We start from the raw sequence: 20,025 nt of genomic DNA on the forward strand, positions 1-20,025 counted from the left end.
GTAGCAGCGCAGCTAACTATTGTTGGATTTTTTAAACAAATTATTGCATGAAATTAATATCATTAAATGTAGGACAACCTCAAACGCTTACTTGGAAAGGAAAAACTGTTCAAACTAGTATTTTTAAACAACCTATTCATGGTAAACAATCGGTTTCTTTCTTGAATATAGTAGGAGACCAACAAGCAGACCTTCGTTATCATGGTGGTAGAGACAAAGCTATTTATAGTTATGACCTATCACATTACGAAGCTTGGAAAAAGCAACTTCATCGAGACGAGTGGTCTTTTGGTCTTTTTGGGGAAAATCTGAGTACAGAGGGATTGGATGAAACACAAGTTTTAATTGGGAACATTTACCAAATTGGTTCGGTGGTCATTCAAGCTACTCAGCCTAGAATTCCGTGTTTTAAATTAAATATTTGCTTTGATCGGGAAGATATGACGAGTTTGTTTTATAATTTCAAACGTTATGGCATTTATTTTCGCGTCTTAGAAGAAGGGACTTTGGAGGCTGGAGACACAATTAAGTTGATAGAGTCTTCTCCTTACGCTATTTCTATCCAAGACCTTGTCAATACTTTTGTAAGTAAGGGAAAAGATAAAGTTTTGCTTGAAAAAATCTTGGATATCCCACTCCTGCCCAATGGGATTAGAAAAAACTTTTTGTCCTTTCTATAATCCCTTTGGAGAATCGTATAGTTTCCTTACCTTATACCCCATTATGGTTATAATCACAACAAACTATGAGCAAAATAGAAGTCAGTCAACATATAAAAGAGTTAAAAGCCTCCTTAAAATTAATGGGCTCCAATCTTCTAGTAGCTGCTAGAGAATTTGGTGCTAGTAAAGAAACTAGAGAAATTTTAAAAGGGCAAATTGATAATATTAATGAAAACTTTTTGTTTGTCATTGTTGGAGAAGTAAATGCAGGCAAAAGTAGTTTTGTCAATGCTTTGTTGGGTAGCCCTATCTGTGCCACTAGCCATGAAATTTGTACGCAAGATGTACAAAAAATCATCTATGGCGAACAAGAAACATTGACTCAAGATACACACGAACGCATTACAACACGTCAGTTTCCCGCGGACATTCTAAAAGAAATTACGGTAGTTGATACGCCTGGCACCAACAGTAGAGAACTAGATCATCAAGTGATTACAGAACGCTTCATTCCTAAATGTAATTTGGTCTTGTTTGTTTTTCAATTGGACAACATCCACGTACAATCTGCTTGGGATTTGTTTCAAAAAATAAAAGGCGAATGGTCTAAAAAAGTAGTTTTTGTTCTTACCAAAGCCGACCGTTACAGCGAGGAAGAAAAGATCAACTATAAGAACATTCTAACCAAGTACGCCATTAACGAAAACATTGAAAATCCATTGATATATGTTACCTCTTCTAAATTAGAAGACGAAGGCAAAACTGCTGAAAGTGGTTTTGCTCCCATTCGAGATTATATCAATAGTGATGTTTTAAAAAATGCTGCTCTAAATAAAATTATTGAAGATGTCAAGGTGATTAAAAAGCTCATGGCAGATATTCATCAGGAGTTCGATTTGCGCAAAACAAAATTTGCTAAAGATACGGAAGCAAGGGAAAGAATCGCTAGCATTATCAAAAGCAAAGAATCGCTCACTTTGTCTAACATTCAAAATTTAACCCGTAAATGCTTGGCGGCTTATGATGCCAATACTGAAAAGACATTGGAGGAATTGAACAAAGGTATTGGATTCTTTAGCTTTACCTTTAAGTCCATTCGCTCTGTCTTTGGAGGTGAAAGTACCCAAGAATGGCTAGAAAAAGTCAACAAAGAACATGTAGAACGCTTGAACAAGGATACCAATTTAATCTTAGATAGTGGTGTTGATAGCCTTAAAAGTGACATTACCTATATGGTTATTGGTGTCAAAGAGGAACTAGATGCTTTGGAGGACATTCGTATTCGTCCGACAGAAATGTTTCATAAAATTGACGAAAAACGCAATGAAATTGTACATTCTCTCAAGCAAAATTTGACCGACTTTTTGGATAAATCTTCTGTTTTTAAAGGTGATCAAGTTGTCAAAGGCAATGGGGTTGATTATACAGGTGTTAATGTAGCGGGTGGTGTTGCCGCTGTTGGTGGTGCCTTGACATTTATTACTCAAATTTCTGTTTTGGACATTACTGGGGGCATTGCTACGGGACTTGGCTTGTTATTGGCTGGCGGTATTGCCTTTAGCAAAAAAGGAAAATATATCGCTGATGTAAAAGAAGCTTTGGCTCAAAAACGAGTACTTTTTGAAGAAACGCTGACCCAAAATTTAAGTAGTTATTTTAATCAAATTAAACTAAAAATCAACGATCAGTTTGTCGATTTTGACTATCACCTAAAATCAGAAGCCAACCAAATCAAGGAATACGACAAAGTTGCGCACCAACTCAAAAATGAGTTAAAAGAAGTTGAACGTAAGATTTTTAGTTAAAACAACGTTTCAGTAACCGATACAAACAATACAACTATGAAATTCCGAATTGCTCGACATGCAACTAATTTGCAAGCTATGGTTGATTTTTACACTCAAAATTTGGAACTGGAAATCTTAGGTGGTTTTAACAATCATAGTGATTATGATGGGGTCTTTTTAGGCAAAAAAGGCTTGGATTGGCATCTAGAATTTACAGTATCTTCTGATGCTCCTGAACACCATCCAGACGAGGATGATTTATTGGTTTTTTATATGCCAAGTGTAGAAGATTTGGAACGTATAAAAGCAAATTTTGAAGCCAACAAGATTCCCTCTGTCAAGGCAAAAAACACCTACTGGGATAACTATGGGCTAACTTATGTAGACCCTGATGGGTTTAGAGTGGTGGTGGTTTATCAAGAGAAATAGTCCAATTCACATAAGAAATATGCTTTGGAAAAACGAAGAATAGGTTTATGAAGGATGGATGTAGCCCGTAAAAGTAGAAGAGTAGTTTTGCCCTAATTTTATTCTAAGTTTTCGTTGTGTTTTCCACTGATAGATTGGAATAGTAGTAACAGCAATTTCATTAGGTGGTAACAACCAATAAATTGCCCCCATACCACAACCTCTATACTGATAAGGCTCTTTTAATTCTTCCCATTTTTTCCCCATATATCCTTCTAGAACCAAAGGGATAGAATATTGCGTTGCAAAAACTATCGTATCTTCTTCTAAATTTTTGATAATAACAGGATAGGCTTTAAACGCTTGTCTCTTAATTGCCAAATAATTATAGGATAACAAATGGCGGTTGGTATCTACGATAACTCTCAAATCAACGGTATCACCTATCAAAACCGATGCATATTGACTATTACAATCTGCCATATAACATCTACAGGAATCCCATTTGGGTTTTAAAGTAGTTAACTTTTTTGTCAAACTATCTTTCATTGTATCTTTTTGAACCGTTACTGTTTGTAAGAAATCTTGAGGTGGCGGCGGAGGCGGGATACCTATATAAAATGGCGGTTGATAATCAATGTATATTGTATCTTTTTCTTTGCCTATATATAAAATATGTCCCTTTAACATTTGATTATAATCATCATATTCAAGTACTTTAGAATCAAAATTAACATTATCAATACAAATAGGGTAACTAATTTCAGGCACCAGCGAACCAGGGCTTTGACAACTAACCAGTAAACAGATAAGGAATAAAAGTAATATTTTCAAAATCATCAACTTTTAGAAATAATCATTACATTCATATAAGCTAGATGCACTATTGTACCCAATGGGTGTTTGGAGCTGGTTTAAATTGAACTCTTTGTCTAAACAAAGAAGCAGGATCACAAATTTCGAGTAGTTCCTTGCCTGTTTTAATTTGTTCTAATTCATCTGCAGCATAATATTCATATTCTGTCCAAACAGAAACAATTCTTTTATCCTTGATTGGAAACTCAGGTACAACCCAAAGTATGCTGTCTTCATATGCTTGGTAGATGTAATTCATGGCACAATCTCCAACATCAAAAGCGGCATATTCAATCGTATTTGGAGCGACTATTTTGACACGTTGATAATTTTTAATTGCTTCTTCTAGAGCTTTATTTTGATCCACATCGTGTACCACGACTTTACCCATTGCTCCAAACAACCCATATCTAATATTGTGTTCTGGCAAGTCAGGAAATTCCCAATCTCTAATTTCAAAAGAATAGTACAGCTTCCAAGTATCTTTGTAAGTATAAATTCTATAGGTATTCACACTTGAATAATCCGCATGAAACTCTACAACTCCTATTTCATCCGCACCATCACCATCAATATCTCCGATTGTTTCGGCATAAGCGACTCCCAAATCAGACGTAAAGGGAAACGTATCTTTTAAGGTATTGCTAACCATATAAGAATAAAACTCATGATCTTCTATCTTTCCACCTTGATAAGCCATTATATCCAAGTTTTCAAAAAATTTATTGGTTTCTTGTTTTGTTTTTGCATTTACATGACGTTCTACCAAGGTATCTTGAATATGATCTCCATTAAAATCTCCTAATAAGACAAAGCGATATCCCCAGATTGGTTTGCCCAGACCTATTGTTTCTTCTTTTGTTAATTTTTTTTTGACTAAAGACGTATCTATTTTTTTTGCTACTGTTTCTAGTATTGATGTATCGAGTGCTTCTTCTTGAGGGGCTTCACAAGCTATGGTAATCGTAAAAAGTGCTACTAAAAGCACGTAACATAATCTCATTTAGTGATCTCTATTTTTGTATTTTTTTTTAATGCCTGCTCCAATTAATTGTCCTGAACAACCTATAATAAAAGGTTTCCAACGGCTAAAATTCACTTATAAAATACAAAATAAGTTACTTTTTTTTATTTTTAAGTACTATTTTTTAATAATTAGTATTCGGTTGAAAATAATAGTCTTTGGTTCCTCTAAGCCTAGTTAATTCTAACAAACATTCCATTTTTGTATTGAAGTTCAAAGTGGCTGTTCTGGTGTTTTAAATGTACTTCAAAAGGCGAAAAGTGGGCTTCGTCATCTCTAGGAATCCATTTTTTCTGCTTGTTATTAATAACAATAAATAAACCATGCTCATCACCCAAAGCCGCAAAACGTGCCAAATCACCACTGTAGCGTTCTATAGGAAAAGTTTGTAGCAAGCTCTTATAGACAGCTTTTACAGCATTGGTTGGCACTCCTATTTCGCTAACTTCCAGTACTTGATCTACTCCAAATGCTTCCTTCCTATCCATATTTAAATTTTTTCTGGCAATCAGCTCCACGATATTCATATCTTTGTCATAAAAATACATTGCCTCAGCATTCCAATCTGAAAAGTCAACTAAATCCATTCCTTGCCAATCCAAAATATTTACCCGCTGTTGAAGCCATTTTAATGCCTCTGCTCCTTTGTTGGACGGAATGTTAAAAGCATAATGATAATTGGTTGCTCCACTTTTCTCAACAAACTGCAAGACTGTTTTTCCTATTTTTAGGCTAAACGTATTGGCTGTTTTTTCTAACAACTCAAATCCTAACGTTTGCGTATAGAAGGATATTTGTGCCGCTAAATTGGCGCTATAAAGCTTTATTTTATTGAAATTCATTTTATGTATTTTTGATACGCTCCATAGATTTATTATTGCTGAAATACAGAGATGCCCTTTGTTTTTTCTAAAAAATAAAAAAGCCGATAAGTGCTACTTCAGCGGGTCTTTTTTAGTAGGTTTCACTTAGTTTTTGTAAACTAGATAGCTATTGACTTTGTTCAAAGATAAAAAAGTACAATCAGATAAAGTTACTTTTTCATATTTTTAGTATATTCGCAGGTCGATACTGATTCCTTACTATTTTATTGTTTATAAATGCATTCAAAGTAGTTGTTTTATCACAAAAATCACAACCTACATTTGAATGATTTGGCAGATAGTATTTTCAAGTTTTCAGTAAGCATTTATATAGAAAAAAATTAAGAATCAAATAAAGAAATACCATGTTTGACAGTTTATCAGAACGTTTAGAAGGTGCCTTTAAGTCGTTGACAGGAGACGGTAAACTAACGGAAATTAACGTCGCTACCTCCATTAAAGAGATTCGTCGTGCCTTAGTTGGTGCCGATGTAAACTACAAAATTGCCAAAGAATTTACAGATAAAATCAAGGCGCAAGCTTTGGGAACTAAAAATGTACTTGCTTCTGTTCGTCCTGGTGAATTAATGACCAAAATCGTTAACGATGAATTGGTCGAACTAATGGGTGGTCAAGCAACAGGTATTAATATCAAAGGGAAACCAGGTATTATCTTAATTGCTGGTTTACAAGGTTCGGGTAAAACTACTTTTACAGGTAAATTAGCAAAATTTTTAAAAGTAAAAAAAGGTAAGCGTGTTTTACTTTCTGCTTGTGATGTTTATCGTCCTGCGGCCATCACTCAGCTAACTGTTTTAGGAGAGCAAGTGGGAGTAGAGGTATATAAAGAATTAGAAAACAAAAACCCTGTTGAAATTGCTCAAAATGCAGTGGCTCACGCTGCCAAAATGGGCTTTGATGTGGTTATTGTCGATACAGCGGGTCGTTTGGCTGTAGACGAAGAAATGATGAATGAAATTGAAGCTGTTAAAAATGGTATCAATCCTTCTGAAGCATTATTCGTTGTGGATGCCATGACAGGTCAAGATGCTGTTAATACGGCAAAAGCCTTTAACGAACGTATTAATTACGATGGAGTTGTATTGACCAAAATGGATGGTGATACTCGTGGTGGTGCGGCACTTTCTATCAAATACACGGTTGGCAAGCCAATTAAGTTTGTTAGTAGAGGGGAAAAAATGGATGAATTAGATGTCTTCCACCCTGATCGTATGGCTCAGCGTATTTTAGGTATGGGAGATATTGTTTCTTTGGTTGAAAAAGCTCAAGAACAATTCGATGAGAAAGAAGCCAAACGTTTGGAAAGCAAAATCAAAAAGAACAAATTTGATTTTGACGACTTCAAAACTCAGTTGAACCATATCCGCAAAATGGGTAACTTAAAGAACTTGATTAGCATGATTCCTGGTATGGGCAAAATTGCTAAAAATTTGGACATTGATGATAATGCCTTTAGCAAAATTGAAGCTATTATCAATTCGATGACTCCTCAAGAACGTAAAAACCCTAGTATTATCAATGGTAGCCGCAAAAAACGTATCGCTCGTGGTTCTGGAAATAAACTAGAAGAGGTCAACCAATTTATGCGCCAATTTGAGCAAATGCGTAAGATGATGCATCAAATGAGCAAAATGCAAGGCCAAGGTGGTGGTGGAATGAGCATGCCAAAATTCCCTGGACGTTAGTTCGATCTCAATAACTGTAATAAGTAATCGTTCATAAAAATTTATAGGCAAAATAGAATTCTTTTTGCACTGTTCTTCATCAAAAAATCTCGTTTTAGCCCGCTAAAACTTCAATTCTTTTCTTTGAACAGCACTAAAAACAATTACATTTTTAACTATACTTTTTTCTGTCCACTTACTTAAAATATAAAAAGAAGCCTTAAACTCTATCTCTGAGTTTAAGGCTTTTGTTTTTCTAGCTCTTAGGTCTCGGAATTTCTAAATAGAAAGAATAACCGACTTGAATTTGATGATAATATAAATTGGCATTCGTGAATTGGTGTATGAACCTGTAACGACCAAAAAATCTACCATTGCTTTTATTCGGAGCTGGTTTTAACCAAACCAATAGCTCTGCTTTTCCTAACAGAGAACGATCCCAAAATTCGCCCTGTTTCAAGTCATTCCTAAAATCATCTCTGTCTTTTACTTGGTTGTAATATTCCCCCAAACCCAATAACAAAAAGGGTGTATAACTCATACTAAAACCAAAGTATTTATCCATCGAAAATTTTATATTGGCTTCCAAAAATGTTTCCAATGTCACTGCTGTGTATTCATTATTTTCGGGGAGTCGAACAGGGTTTAATCGTAACGAATCTTTTAACGGAACCAAACCAAAGTAAAACCCAGAATTAAACTCAACGGTAGTATGTAAATGAGGATTTTGAAATAATGCCAAATTAAACAAACTCCCTACTCTCATGTATTGATACAAATGTAAATCAATGGAGGTAGCATATCCATGCGTTTTTTCTTGACCATTAATCGTGGTGGTTAAATAATCTAGCGGCAAAACTCGTTCTTTGTCTTCTACTTTTGATATGGTTATATTAGGTCGTAAATATTGGAAAATCCCCCAATTGATATCTTTACTTCCCCACAATTGATTTCGGATTGTATGCAAGTTGATTCGTCGGTATATATCTGTCTGAATTAAGCCATTGGGCTTGTCCTCTTCTATCCCCATAAAATCAGAAAAGACAGCAGCTTGTATGATTCGACTTAGGGGTTCTTTGTATACCGTATGTACGGTCGGGTCTTGCTTCACTAGAATAATATGGGTTCCATTTTGAGGGCTTTTATCCAACACATTTCTCGTTAAATCAGGGATATATTCTAACAAATCTTTTAAGTTAATTACATAATCCACATAGCCTTTAGGTTTAAATAGATCTTCACCTGCTACCCTATAGTGAATGGGATCATGACAACGGATATAGTATTCGTTAAATCTACTGATATTCCTGTTGGATGAAATACCAATTGGAATAGGATTCGTAAAAAGGTACTCCGTACCTCCTATGGATACAGTTGCCCTAAGTTCATTGATAAAACCATTGTGAACAACTATCTCTACTTTATTTACTGTAAATGTACTGGGGGTTATCTTTGCCAAAGGAGTCGTTGATTTTACATTTGTACGTATAGTAGATGAAGTGGTAACAGGGAGTATTCCCCCTCCCTTTGATGAATTGGGATAATGTCTATTAATCTTCGCAGAATTATCATAAATAGTAGCGTACACAGGAACCGTTTGATGCACCTTAAAATCGCCTGCTTTGGGTCCTGTAGCAGCAGCTGGATTTAGGCTATTTAGCATCACAATATTATGATACAAAGCACTTGCCGCCACTTGCAAATTGGATCTATTGGCTGGTGCACAAACACTTGGTGCTGGCAGACCACACACTGCGGCATTAAATTTAGCCGTAAATATATTTAATCTAAAAGGGCTTTCAAAGGGTTGTTCTGCTCCATTTCCATCTTTAATCTCTACCCGAAATCTGTCTTTAGAAGTACGGATTACGGTTGCTTCATAAACATGATCATTCGTTCCATCAGAAATTAAAATGGTTCTTCCTGATATGAGTGTTGTTTGCGCTAGGGAACTGATAATACAGCCTAACAATAAGCTTATTATAATTAGATATTTCATAATAAATTGGCGTTAGAGGTTAATTAAATGATGTAAAGTTTAAACTATCAACAGGGTCAGCAGCATTTCTTGGATGATGTATCCAACTGATTTGTATGTTGTCAGCATTGATTCTTGTCAAGGTATCCAAGGAAAATTGAGCAGTGGTATCCCCCGAATCGGTATAACCTGTCCCAACAAAAGCACTAAAATCAGTAGTGAACACTCCTCGTATTTGTTGTGTACTAAGGGGCGATTGTGGCAATCTAAAATCTAGCTTATTATCAGCTGTAATCACACCGTATACACTCCCCGCTCCTAACAATGTGGCTGTTGAGACGGTATCAAAAGCTTCGACCTGACCAATATAATAGCCACTCCATGAATTTTGGCGGTTGTATTGGGTACAAAAAACCTCTATATGTTCTGCTGTTTTTAAGGTGGTAACCGTTTTGAAAAGAGGCAATACGGTAGAATCTACCAAATTGGCAATCAAAAACGTTGTCTTTTTAGCTTGTGCCAAATCATTAGAGGTTCGACTTTCTTGTTCGTACAAAAACAAGGTAATTTCTAAGGAATCAATGGGTTGAGCATCTAAATTCCTTACTTTGAGTAAAATAGATCCTGTATCTATTTGATTGGTATAATCTCTCGCTAAGTATTGTTGAAACTCCAAATTAACAATCGGTGTTCCATAATAGGTGAGCGTTTTGAGAACTACATGAGGTGGGGTTTCTTTTCTTAGCTTGTCAAAAAAATCATCTTGAGAACAAGCTCCCAAAAAGATAGCCCCTAGCATTAAGAGCATTAATAAATTACGCATACATTTTCTTTTAGTTGGTTATAAATCGAGTTATTATTAATCAATAGCACTAAATTTAGAAGTATTGTTATCATCTAAGCCTATCTTGAGTAAGTGGACATAAAAAATTATAGTTAAAAAAGAATCTTATTTTTATAGATTTTTTTCTAGATGATTACTTATAAGTTAATAAATATATTATTCGAATAACTATTTTAAAGATAAAGCATCTACAAAACAATAAGAAACCAACTTTTTTACTTTTGTAAAATCCCATTAAATAAGGATATTGAACGCTTGTCTATATCATTACTCCCTTGAAACCACGCAATAGCAGCGCAGCTAACTAAAAGCAAAGCGCTCATGTAATAAACTAATGCAAGGTACTTTTTTATGTTTTTACTTCGTGAGCCTACAAGTTCGTAGAAAAACTAAAAAGCAACGGAGTATTACTATATTGTAAGCAATAAAAAAACCTTGAATTCTATTAGAACCCAAGGCAATCTTTACATTATTCCTCGACCATAAAAGGTTTATAGACCAAACTTTTCTTCGTTACAAAGTATTGATATAATTATCCAACAGTTGCTTGGTAGCATCAAAAGAAAAAGCATCTTTGACACGACCATAATTAATTCTATCGGTGACATGACCATAAGCAAATTTTGCAAATTCCAACCGATATTTATCCATTGTAAACAAGGCTAAAACATCTCTTACCTGATTGGAAGTTAAGCACCAATCATTGATTAAAATTTTAGCCGTTAATACTCTATTTTTATCCAAATGCGCTTGGCTAACTTTCGTTTTTAAGACCTCCACATCCTCTAGACTCAACTGCTTTGTGCAACTAATTTTAGGATTTAAAACTGGAATTTCATTTTGTGCCAATGTTGTATCTCCATTTCCTATCACCACATTAAAATCATTTTCAAAACCACCGCTAGAAGTTGTTTTAGAATTGGTCTCTTTGACCGTTTTCCCATTCACTTTCTCTGTATAAGAATGTGTTGTTGTAGATTCGTATTTGCCACTCATTTCTCCCGAAATCGTACCATTGCCTTCGCATCCTACGAGTAACAATCCCATCAAAAAAATTCCTATTGTTCTTTTCATATTATTTTTTATCGTTACTTAATTTAGTTTTAGTAGTTAGCTTTGTTACTCCCTACGGTCGTGAGCTCGCATAGCTCGGTTCGCTGCTACTTCGTGGTCGTTGATCTTTTAGAGCATAAAATTGGATCAACTATAAAAAAAGGTTTCTAATTCAAACCCCTCAAAACGCCATACTGATTTAGGAGATTGCCGAACATCTATCACAGAAGCCCTCTTATCTCCTTCTTTCTGATAGAGTAATTTCAAAAAACAAAGATGATGTGGATAACATTTTACGCCCCCTGTTCCAAAACTATACAATTGCTTGCCTGTCACTTTGGTAAAAAAATCAGCCAACTTATTTTTTTGACTTCTTAATTTACTCAAATTGGGAGCTTGATTTTGATCATGAGGCAATATTTGAACGCTAGAGCTTCGTTCTAAACGATTACTTTGATAAACTCGATATCCTTCAAAATTTGCTTGTTTGGCAGTGGATAAGTCCGTATTTAGAGGCTGCTTAGGATTAAAAAACTGCAACGCCATTTTTTCTTTTCGAGTACTAGCTTGTCCTTGTATAATATAATACTCAAATTTAATGCTATCTAATTGCTCTACTTTTGCCTGTTCTTTCAACAACTCTTTTCCTTGGGGAGTTATCCAATAAGTTTGATCCTCCGCTAGTCGGACAAAATCTTGTTGCAACAAATAATGAAATTGTCCTAAAACAAAACGCTCCTGATCTAAACCTAGAAAAGCACAAATTTCTTTGTGCGCCACCTTTCCAGCCTCTATCGTTTGCAAGATCACCCGACTAAATCCATCCAAAGGTATTTGTGAACAACTGATTAGCTCCTGTGTACATTTCCATATTGGAAAATAAGTTTCCTGTACATCAACCAATGTATACCCTTTATCTTGATATCGGTCTTTATATTCTTGCCATATTTTTTCTGTATGCATACGGTTATTCATTCTAAAAATCTTTCTCTAACAAGTCACTAAAATCATCATATACAAGTCCCTCTTTATCCAGCGCTTGAACAATTTGCTGCAATTTAAATATTTTAACCGCACTTTGTGGATGAAGGATTGCTCTATTTAATAGATAGTCTTTGTCGCCTACAATAAAAAGCAAGCGTTTGACCCTCGAAAAAGCAACATTAATACGCCGATGATCTTCTAAAAAACCAATAACATCTTTCTTTTGAGGGCTACTTCGTACAATATCATAAATAATAATATCTCGTTCAGCCCCTTGAAATTTATCAACAGTATCCACGCTGATCAACGCTTCAAAATTTTCGTAATTCTTTTGATCAATTGCTTTTCGCAACAACTTCACTTGTCCATTATAACCAGCAATCACACCAATTGAAAGTGGTTTTTCCTGCTCTTTGTTCCCCACATACAAAGTATTTAATTGAGTCAACAATTCAGTAATAACAGCAACATTACAAGCATTGCTACGATGAACGGAATCTCCATTATCACTAGGATTAGAACGATTAGAAGTATTTATAAAAACAATTGACGTATCTTTTTTCAAATTCAAACCATGCTGAGTATGCTTCAATAGTTCAGGTGCTGCATTTTGCAATGTATTCTTATAAAAATACTTAGAAATCAAACTTCCAATTTGGGCAGGCATTCGATATTGAACCGCCAGCATTTTTATGTGTGCTTTTTGTTTCTCATCTTGCTCAAATGCTTCAATTAATGTTTCAAATAAACTTTTTCCAAAATCTCTATCCTCCCCCAAACCATTATCTACTAAAGTCTTTTTTAAAGCTCCTTTCAGTACTCTATCTTTAGCAACCACAGGCGGTAACTGTTGATGATCACCTATTAAAATAATATTTCGCCCCATATTGATAGGAACCAATGTTTCGGAAGGAGTCGCTTTGCTACTTTCATCCATAATAACATAATCAAACTCAAAATTCATATTTTGATATTGACCGCTAGCGATGTGCATACAGGTAGCCCCTACAATGGAAACTTCTTGCAACAAAGCACTTAAAAAGTCAACTGCTCCATGCCCAGTTTGCACCATTGCTTGTTTTTTACCATTTGCTAAATCAACATTCGCACCATTCAAAAAAGCAAACCAACGTTGCTGTATTGCCTTCAGTTGTTTTTGCTCTGACGGAGAACAACCCTTGATATAGTCCACAGATTTTTGTTCTTTTTCTTGAATCCATTGTTGCAGTTTGTGTTCGTAGGTATGCGCCATAATTTCTGTGGGTATAGCGGATTTATTCAAGGTATACTTACTAGCCAAACGCATAAAAGGCAAGCTATTTTGTGTTCTTTTATTTATCTTCAAAATCCCTTCCAAGACATTATCAACGGCTAGATTAGATTGAGAAGTTACCAATATTTTGGCTTCTTTTTCTCGTTGCAATATTTGCTGCAAAAGCTCAATAATAACCGTTGTTTTACCTGTCCCCGGAGGTCCTTGAATTAAATAAAGTGGCTGCCGATTTAAAGCTTCTAACACTGCTTCTGCTTGCGTTCTATCGTTACACAAATTTGGATTAAACAAAGTCTTGCTAAATGCTTGGTAATTTTCCTCCTGCAACGGTTGATTCTCGACAAAAGCATTCACCTCAGGACGTGCCAGAATCCGACACAACAAAGGATTAACTATCTTTGACGCTTCAAAGTTTTGCAATGCTTCCAACTGCTTTCTTAGCTGACTACTCTCCTGACGAAGATCTTCTTTTAAAATTCCTTTCTTAGGAATTTCCTCCAATAGACAGTGTATATCTCCCAAAACAATGGTTTTTTGGATCTTATCATAATCCACCAAGCGCCCCACCAACTGCCTCTCCACACACAAACCAATTGATTGTTGATGTATTGCGGCTACTCTCACCCAAGTACTGATACTTGTTTTGCTTAGTCGAAATACCAATCGCCCCTCTGCGTCTTGAGTTCGGTGCTTATAGTTTACTTGAAACGCATTTTGCTCCAACTGTTGTAACTCTTTTTCTGGTAATAACTTCCAAGCACGCACCAAACTTTTCTGTTTGCGTTGCAATTTGAGCAAGTCATTTTGAGACTCGAACTTTTGAGTAAAAAATGGGATGCAATTGTAGTTAGATGGATATTCTGAAAAAGAAGCTTTCAGCACAAAAGAGTAAGGAGCATCCCAAACGCGGTTGTTGCGTTCGTTATTACAATGTGGAATAAAAAGCGACTTATCATTATTTAATACAAATTTTCCGTTCCAATTTGCGGTACTAAAACGCCCTGTTATCAAGCCTCTATCCGAACGCTGATGCGCCAAATCCAAACACACTTCTTGATTCATTTCTTTCAACAGCAAGCGCAAGGTATTGGCATCAATAGCTTTTCGGTTCACAATCACTCGAATTGCTCGACGTTTCTCATCGTAAGGCATTTTAAAGCTAACTTGTTCTAATAATTCTATCAATTCTGAATAACTACTTAGAGAGTCTGCTCTTTGAGGAAATAAACCCCTTTGTAAAATAGCCCCAACAACCATTTGCTTTTGTTCTTTTTTTAAGAACGATTCAAAACTCTTGATTAAAGCGTACACATTATCTTGATGACTAGGGCGGCTGACGACATCATTTTGATTGGATTTCAGAAATGCCTGTGTATCTGGCGAGAGTTGTCGTTCAGGCAATACCTCTTCTTTTCTAAACAAGTCCCATAGTCCCACATAACTCAATACAGCCCTTCCTTCTGAATTAATCCGAATCGTATTGGGACTTATAATTTGTGTTGTATATTGTTTCGCTTGCAAGCTCTCCAAGCCTTTTGCTAGGTCTAACAGATTTTGAAAACTTGTCATAGAACGACCACTACTCAATCGAACAAAGCCTTCTAAATATTCGTAGACAATAAAGTAACATTGTTCGTGCTCGTCAAAACCTATCGCTTGAATATTTTGTATTCCTTCTATAGATTGGTTCACCAAAAGGGGCAACTCATATTTAAACAAACATTTTAATATAAAAGCTGTTTCTTTTGTTCGTTGAATCGTTAAGAGTTCATGTTTTACTCCTTTAGCATCTTGGCAAAACCAATGTTTTATTCTTTCATTGACCTCGTAAAACAATTCATTAATTTGATATTGATTAATTATTTGCATTAACTTTTTATTAAAAACAATAATGTCTCCTCTAGATGATTTTAATGACTATTCTGAGAATAAGTTTAACAAATTTACTTTTAAGTAAGTGGACAGAAAAAAGGGTTGTGTTGTTAAATGTATGATGGAAGTTCATTGAAATAAAAGACAAAAATTTTAAACAAATGCCATTGATACTTAAGTTTCTTAGAAAACTTGGTAGTTCTTCGGTGAAATCGTGCAATTTTAGAGCGAATAAGAGTATTAATACCTTCAATATCTTTAGTAAAAGATTTACCAATAATATGTTGATAATAAGGTAAGACCTCTTTAAAACTCTTAAAAGCATCTGTACAGTAAAATTCAATTTCTATATCTAGACACTTTAATTGTGTCATTAAATATCGAAGTTGCTTTTTTGTACGTTTGCCCATTGTTACAGCTAATATTTCTTTGGTCTCAGGAGCGTAAACGTAGAAAACCCACACTTTTTTACCTTTCTGATTCACAAAGGAATATAACTCATCAATTTGCACTTTTTTATACTTCTTTTGTCTAGGAGTAATTTTAATTTTTTCTCCTTGCTCTAGTATAAATCGAAGAGTAGTTTTAGGACTAATTCCAAATATTTTGTAACAATCTCTAATACCACTACCATGTAATAAAGAACTTTGTAGCTGGGCTTTCATACTTGGATCTGCTCCTTGGTATAAATATTCAGCTTGAAATTGTTTGCCACAATTCTTACACAGAAAGTTTTGTCTTCCTGTGGTTTTTTTCCCGTTTTTAACGACCTTTGAATTGTGGCAATGAGGACATTTTATTTGTATAGATATTGAACACATCTTACAAATATAGTCTTCATTGTCTTTTTTTCTAACTTATCATACAATCTACATCACTACCGAAAAAAGTATAGTTAAAAATGTAATTGTTTTTAGTGCTGTTCAAAGAAAAAAATTGAAGTTTTAGCAGGCTAAAACGAGATTTTTTGATGAAGAACAGTGCAAAAAGAATTCTATTTTGCCTATAATTTTTTATGAACGATTACTTAAAGACCTACTCAAACAATCGACTGTTTTTATACTTCCCTTGTTTGGGATTGTTGGTGCATTCTTATTCCCTATACTTATGGTGTTATTTTTGAGCCTATTACTGTGTATTCTAAGTCTTTTCTTTTAGAACCATACAACGATAAATTGTATACCCTTATTCATTAGCCTCCCTATAAAGTTCTTTCCACAAGCCAAACAAAGCTAAACAATAATTTACCATTTTGCCTCAAAAAGCACTTTCTTTGGTACAAGAAGCCTATATCAGAAATTAGACACAAAAAACTCTCTGACAAAATGGCAGCTTTGCATTCTTTTTTTGTATCTTTGCAGTGTTATTACTTAATACTCTGTTATTTTTTTAGTTTTTCTATACAAAACATAAAAAAGCATCTTGTATTAGCTTACTTATCAGGCTATTAGAATCAAAGCAAATAAAACTGCATCTTACTAATAACCAACGGCGAAGCCCTCACGAAGTAAACAATATGATTTTCCAACGGAGTAATTCTAATTTAAAGAACAAATTATAAGTTTCCAATCCTGTGAACGATATAGGTAGAAATTAAGTTATTTGTTCGACTTTATAGCGTTTTGAATTTTACAAATTAAATATGTACAACGACAATCCAACAATAAAAAACATAGACGAAAGCAAACAAGGTGATGTTTTCTTCAAAGAGCAAGTCGCTAATCAAACTGATGACAATAACAAAAAATTCTACATTGAGAGTTATGGTTGCCAGATGAATTTTAGTGATAGTGAAATTGTTGCCTCTATCCTATCTGAAGTAGGTTATTCTCCAACTAGGGATATGGATAACTCTGATTTGATTTTGATCAATACTTGTTCTATCCGAGAAAAAGCAGAGGATACCGTTCGCAAGCGATTGCGTGTCTTTGACAAAATCAAAGACAAAAAACCAGGTACTTTAGTAGGCGTCTTAGGTTGTATGGCTGAGCGATTGAAGCAAAAATTGCTTGACCAAGAAAAATTAGTGGATTTGGTGGTCGGACCAGATGCTTACCGTGATCTTCCCAACTTGATTGCAACAGCAGAAGATGGAGATAAAGGAATCAATGTATTTCTATCTAGGGAAGAAACTTATTCAAATATCAATCCTGTTCGATTGGGAAGCAATGGAGTAACCGCTTTTGTAACCATCATGAGAGGTTGTGATAATATGTGTTCGTTCTGTGTGGTTCCTTTCACTCGTGGACGAGAACGTAGCCGTGATCCTTTTTCTATTTTGGCAGAATGTACCGACTTATTCAACAGAGGTTTTCGTGAAGTTACCCTTTTGGGTCAAAATGTAGATTCTTATAAATGGAAAAATCCAGATACAGATGAAACCATTGATTTTGCGGATTTATTAGAATTGACGGCTAAAGTCAGCCCAGATTTGCGTGTACGTTTTTCTACTTCACACCCCAAGGACATTACCGATAAGGTCTTGTTCAATATGGCAAAATATGAAAATATTTGTAAGTACATTCACCTACCTGTTCAGTCTGGTAATTCTAATATTCTTAAAAAAATGAATCGTACCTACGATAGAGAATGGTACATCAACAAAATACATCGTATCTACGAAATTATGCCTGATTGTGCCATTTCTTCAGATATGATTGCTGGTTTCTGTGGTGAAACAGAAGAGGAACACCAAGAGACACTTTCTATCATGGAGATTGCTCAATATAGTATGTCTTATATGTTCTTTTATTCTGAGCGTCCCAATACACTAGCGCATAAAAAATACGAAGACGATGTTCCTTTGGAAGTTAAAAAACGTCGTTTGAATGAAATTATCCGTTTGCAAAATCAAATGTCATTTGAGCACAATCGCAAAGAAGTAGGGCAATATCACAAAATTTTGATTGAGAAAGTTTCTAAAAAGTCAGACCAAGAATTGGCAGGGCGTACCTCTCAAAACAAAATGGTCGTTTTCCCTCGTGAAGATGCCCAAATAGGTACTTATGCCTATGTCAAAATTCACGACTTCACTTCTGCTACTCTAAAAGGAACATTAGTAGACGAAGCAGAATACTTGCAACACAAGGCTTAATACAATCTATGTATGAAAGCAAGTAAACGATTGCATTTTAGATCCTTAACAACAGAAGATACAACGGCATTAATTCGCATTTATTCGGATGCAGAAGCGATGAAATTTAGGGCTAATCCTCCTCTCTTAAACGAAGAGGAGGCGCTCCAAATGATTAAAAAGGCAACGCAGGAAGCTGCCCATTTTTCGTCTAAAAGATGGGCGATTGCTAAAAACGATACCAATGAGTTAATTGGCACTTGCGTCTTGACCTATGATAAACAAGAGCCAACCTGTACCATTGGGTATTCTATTGGTAAAATGTTTTGGAATAAAGGATATGGCAAAGAGTTGCTACATGCAATGGTTCAAGAAGTAAGAACAACCAACTGCAAAACGATAAAAGCTTTTGTCCATCCTCAAAATTTGGCTTCTATAGCTATTTTAGAAAAGGAACAGTTTTATCAAGCTGATGCAAGCGCATCTGAAAATCTATTGACGTATTGTTTGAATATAATGTTATAACTAGACGCTGTTCTAAGGAAGAAGAAATTCCTTATGATTTGCTACTGCTTGCTGATGAAACGATAGAAGCTATTAATCGATACATCCATCAATCGGATTGTTATGTCTTTGAACACCAAGGGCAGCTGCTTGGTTTATATGTCTTATTCCCCATCAACAATCATTGCATAGAAATAAAAAACATTGCTGTTTTAGAAAGTGCTCAAGGCAAAGGAATTGGCACGTTGTTAATTAGAGATGCCATCCAAAAAGCAAAGGAGCAATCCTATACAACCATTCTTATAGGTACTGCTAATACGGCCTTCAAACAGTTGTATTTGTACCAAAAAGAGGGATTTGAAATTGATGACATCAAAAAGAATTTTTTTATTGATAATTATCCAACGCCTATTTACGAAAAAGGAATTCTTTTGAACCATATGATCATGCTAAAAAAAACAATTGAACAATAGCTCCTAATCCTAAACACGTTAATTAAAATATTCTTACAATGATAAAATCACTCTTCTTTTCTCTCTCTCTTATACTTTTATTGTTGTATAGTTGCAACCAACAACCTACTCCAATCGAACAGGATCCAATTTCAACACTTCCCGAACCAACTACCTATCAATCTCAAACACTTCCTGAATCGCCTCCTGCAACAACAACACCTCGTAAATCGTCTGGCACCATGACCAATCAGCCCATTGAAGACATGGCTCCCGCTGTTGTGAATCAAGATTTGATGATAGCACCTAAAGAGCTATTGGGGTATGTACAAGCAGCTATTATTCCTAGCTACAAAGATTGGGTTTTATTCAAAAATGGAACGTATATTATTTTTGATTACATAGATACGATTCCTGATATTCAACAATCTGCTTTACGCTATTTAGCACAATACAAACCTAAAACGATTGCAGATACTAACTGGGATTTTACCATTAGCGACTTGGATCAGGTAGAAGGTTGGTCGGTGTACGGAAATGGTTATGGAATATATACTTTTGTACATCCAACTGAATTGAGCATCAATCCTAGTCCTCAACAAATTGGAGCTTATGCCAAAGCCAAAAGGGCACTAGACGAGGAGAAGCCCAAAATACTTTTCATTAGTAGCAAGGATGGAATTCTAGAGATTCAATAAAAAACTCCTC

At 35.1% G+C, this 20,025-nt stretch carries 17 protein-coding genes; 8 read left to right on the forward strand and 9 right to left on the reverse strand.

Going from position 1 to position 20,025, the window contains the following annotated elements:
• Positions 1 to 47 precede the first annotated feature (47 nt).
• The 3 genes from QP953_RS17805 (at position 48) to QP953_RS17815 (ending at position 2,878) form a co-directional block, all read left to right on the forward strand.
• A complete protein-coding gene (locus QP953_RS17805) occupies positions 48 to 680 on the forward strand; it encodes an MOSC domain-containing protein (protein WP_052597364.1) in 633 nt (210 codons plus the stop codon).
• Positions 681 to 745: 65 nt separating this feature from the next.
• Positions 746 to 2,467 carry a dynamin family protein gene (locus QP953_RS17810; RefSeq protein WP_052597366.1) on the forward strand — a complete coding sequence of 574 codons (1,722 nt, stop codon included), beginning with the start codon at positions 746 to 748 and terminating at the stop codon, positions 2,465 to 2,467.
• A gap of 36 nt (positions 2,468 to 2,503) precedes the next feature.
• The gene (locus QP953_RS17815) at positions 2,504 to 2,878 is read left to right on the forward strand and encodes a VOC family protein (RefSeq protein ID WP_052597368.1); all 375 of its coding nucleotides are present in this window, start codon (positions 2,504 to 2,506) and stop codon (positions 2,876 to 2,878) included.
• A gap of 45 nt (positions 2,879 to 2,923) precedes the next feature.
• Here the strand turns inward: QP953_RS17815 and QP953_RS17820 are convergent, their stop codons facing one another.
• From QP953_RS17820 to QP953_RS17830, 3 genes are all read right to left on the reverse strand, one after another.
• Positions 2,924 to 3,691: a hypothetical protein gene (locus QP953_RS17820; protein ID WP_309552169.1), complete on the reverse strand. Its 768-nt coding sequence runs from the start codon at positions 3,689 to 3,691 to the stop codon at positions 2,924 to 2,926.
• Positions 3,692 to 3,740: 49 nt separating this feature from the next.
• Positions 3,741 to 4,715, reverse strand: a complete 975-nt coding sequence (locus QP953_RS17825; RefSeq protein WP_052597372.1) for a hypothetical protein — start codon at positions 4,713 to 4,715, stop codon at positions 3,741 to 3,743.
• A gap of 194 nt (positions 4,716 to 4,909) precedes the next feature.
• Positions 4,910 to 5,578, reverse strand: a complete 669-nt coding sequence (locus tag QP953_RS17830) for a VOC family protein (protein ID WP_309552171.1) — start codon at positions 5,576 to 5,578, stop codon at positions 4,910 to 4,912.
• A 386-nt stretch (positions 5,579 to 5,964) separates the two neighbouring features.
• Here QP953_RS17830 and ffh point away from each other — a divergent pair, with 386 nt between their 5' ends.
• Positions 5,965 to 7,305, forward strand: coding sequence for a signal recognition particle protein (gene ffh / locus QP953_RS17835; protein ID WP_309552173.1), 1,341 nt, complete (start codon positions 5,965 to 5,967; stop codon positions 7,303 to 7,305).
• A 235-nt stretch (positions 7,306 to 7,540) separates the two neighbouring features.
• Here the strand turns inward: ffh and QP953_RS17840 are convergent, their stop codons facing one another.
• The 6 genes from QP953_RS17840 to QP953_RS17865 all read right to left on the reverse strand — a co-directional run bounded on the left by QP953_RS17840 (position 7,541) and on the right by QP953_RS17865 (position 16,109).
• Positions 7,541 to 9,283: a hypothetical protein gene (locus tag QP953_RS17840; RefSeq protein WP_309552174.1), complete on the reverse strand. Its 1,743-nt coding sequence runs from the start codon at positions 9,281 to 9,283 to the stop codon at positions 7,541 to 7,543.
• A gap of 19 nt (positions 9,284 to 9,302) precedes the next feature.
• Entirely contained in the window at positions 9,303 to 10,085 is a 783-nt protein-coding gene (locus QP953_RS17845) for a hypothetical protein (RefSeq protein ID WP_052597381.1), read from the reverse strand.
• A 534-nt stretch (positions 10,086 to 10,619) separates the two neighbouring features.
• Positions 10,620 to 11,180 (reverse strand): DUF4476 domain-containing protein, encoded by a 561-nt coding sequence (locus QP953_RS17850; protein ID WP_309552176.1) that lies wholly within the window; start codon positions 11,178 to 11,180, stop codon positions 10,620 to 10,622.
• Positions 11,181 to 11,306: 126 nt separating this feature from the next.
• The gene (locus QP953_RS17855; protein WP_309552178.1) at positions 11,307 to 12,134 is read right to left on the reverse strand and encodes a hypothetical protein; all 828 of its coding nucleotides are present in this window, start codon (positions 12,132 to 12,134) and stop codon (positions 11,307 to 11,309) included.
• Position 12,135: 1 nt separating this feature from the next.
• A complete protein-coding gene (locus QP953_RS17860; protein ID WP_309552180.1) occupies positions 12,136 to 15,285 on the reverse strand; it encodes an AAA domain-containing protein in 3,150 nt (1,049 codons plus the stop codon).
• Positions 15,286 to 15,398: 113 nt separating this feature from the next.
• On the reverse strand, positions 15,399 to 16,109 hold the full coding sequence (locus tag QP953_RS17865; protein ID WP_309551951.1) for an IS1 family transposase: 711 nt from the start codon (positions 16,107 to 16,109) through the stop codon (positions 15,399 to 15,401).
• Positions 16,110 to 16,930: 821 nt separating this feature from the next.
• Here QP953_RS17865 and miaB point away from each other — a divergent pair.
• Genes miaB through QP953_RS17885 form a run of 4 tightly spaced genes read left to right on the forward strand, consistent with a single transcriptional unit; the run spans position 16,931 to position 20,015 of the window.
• Entirely contained in the window at positions 16,931 to 18,382 is a 1,452-nt protein-coding gene (gene miaB / locus QP953_RS17870) for a tRNA (N6-isopentenyl adenosine(37)-C2)-methylthiotransferase MiaB (protein WP_309552181.1), read from the forward strand.
• Between the two features lie 12 nt (positions 18,383 to 18,394).
• On the forward strand, positions 18,395 to 18,886 hold the full coding sequence (locus tag QP953_RS17875) for a GNAT family N-acetyltransferase (protein ID WP_309552182.1): 492 nt from the start codon (positions 18,395 to 18,397) through the stop codon (positions 18,884 to 18,886).
• Positions 18,865 to 19,338, forward strand: coding sequence for a GNAT family N-acetyltransferase (locus QP953_RS17880; protein WP_309552184.1), 474 nt, complete (start codon positions 18,865 to 18,867; stop codon positions 19,336 to 19,338). Before QP953_RS17875 ends, QP953_RS17880 begins: the two co-directional genes overlap by 22 nt.
• A 38-nt stretch (positions 19,339 to 19,376) precedes the next feature.
• Positions 19,377 to 20,015 carry a hypothetical protein gene (locus QP953_RS17885; RefSeq protein WP_309552186.1) on the forward strand — a complete coding sequence of 213 codons (639 nt, stop codon included), beginning with the start codon at positions 19,377 to 19,379 and terminating at the stop codon, positions 20,013 to 20,015.
• Positions 20,016 to 20,025 lie beyond the last annotated feature (10 nt).

Origin of the sequence: Aureispira sp. CCB-E, from assembly GCF_031326345.1 — a bacterium.
Classification (GTDB): Bacteria; Bacteroidota; Bacteroidia; order Chitinophagales; family Saprospiraceae; genus Aureispira.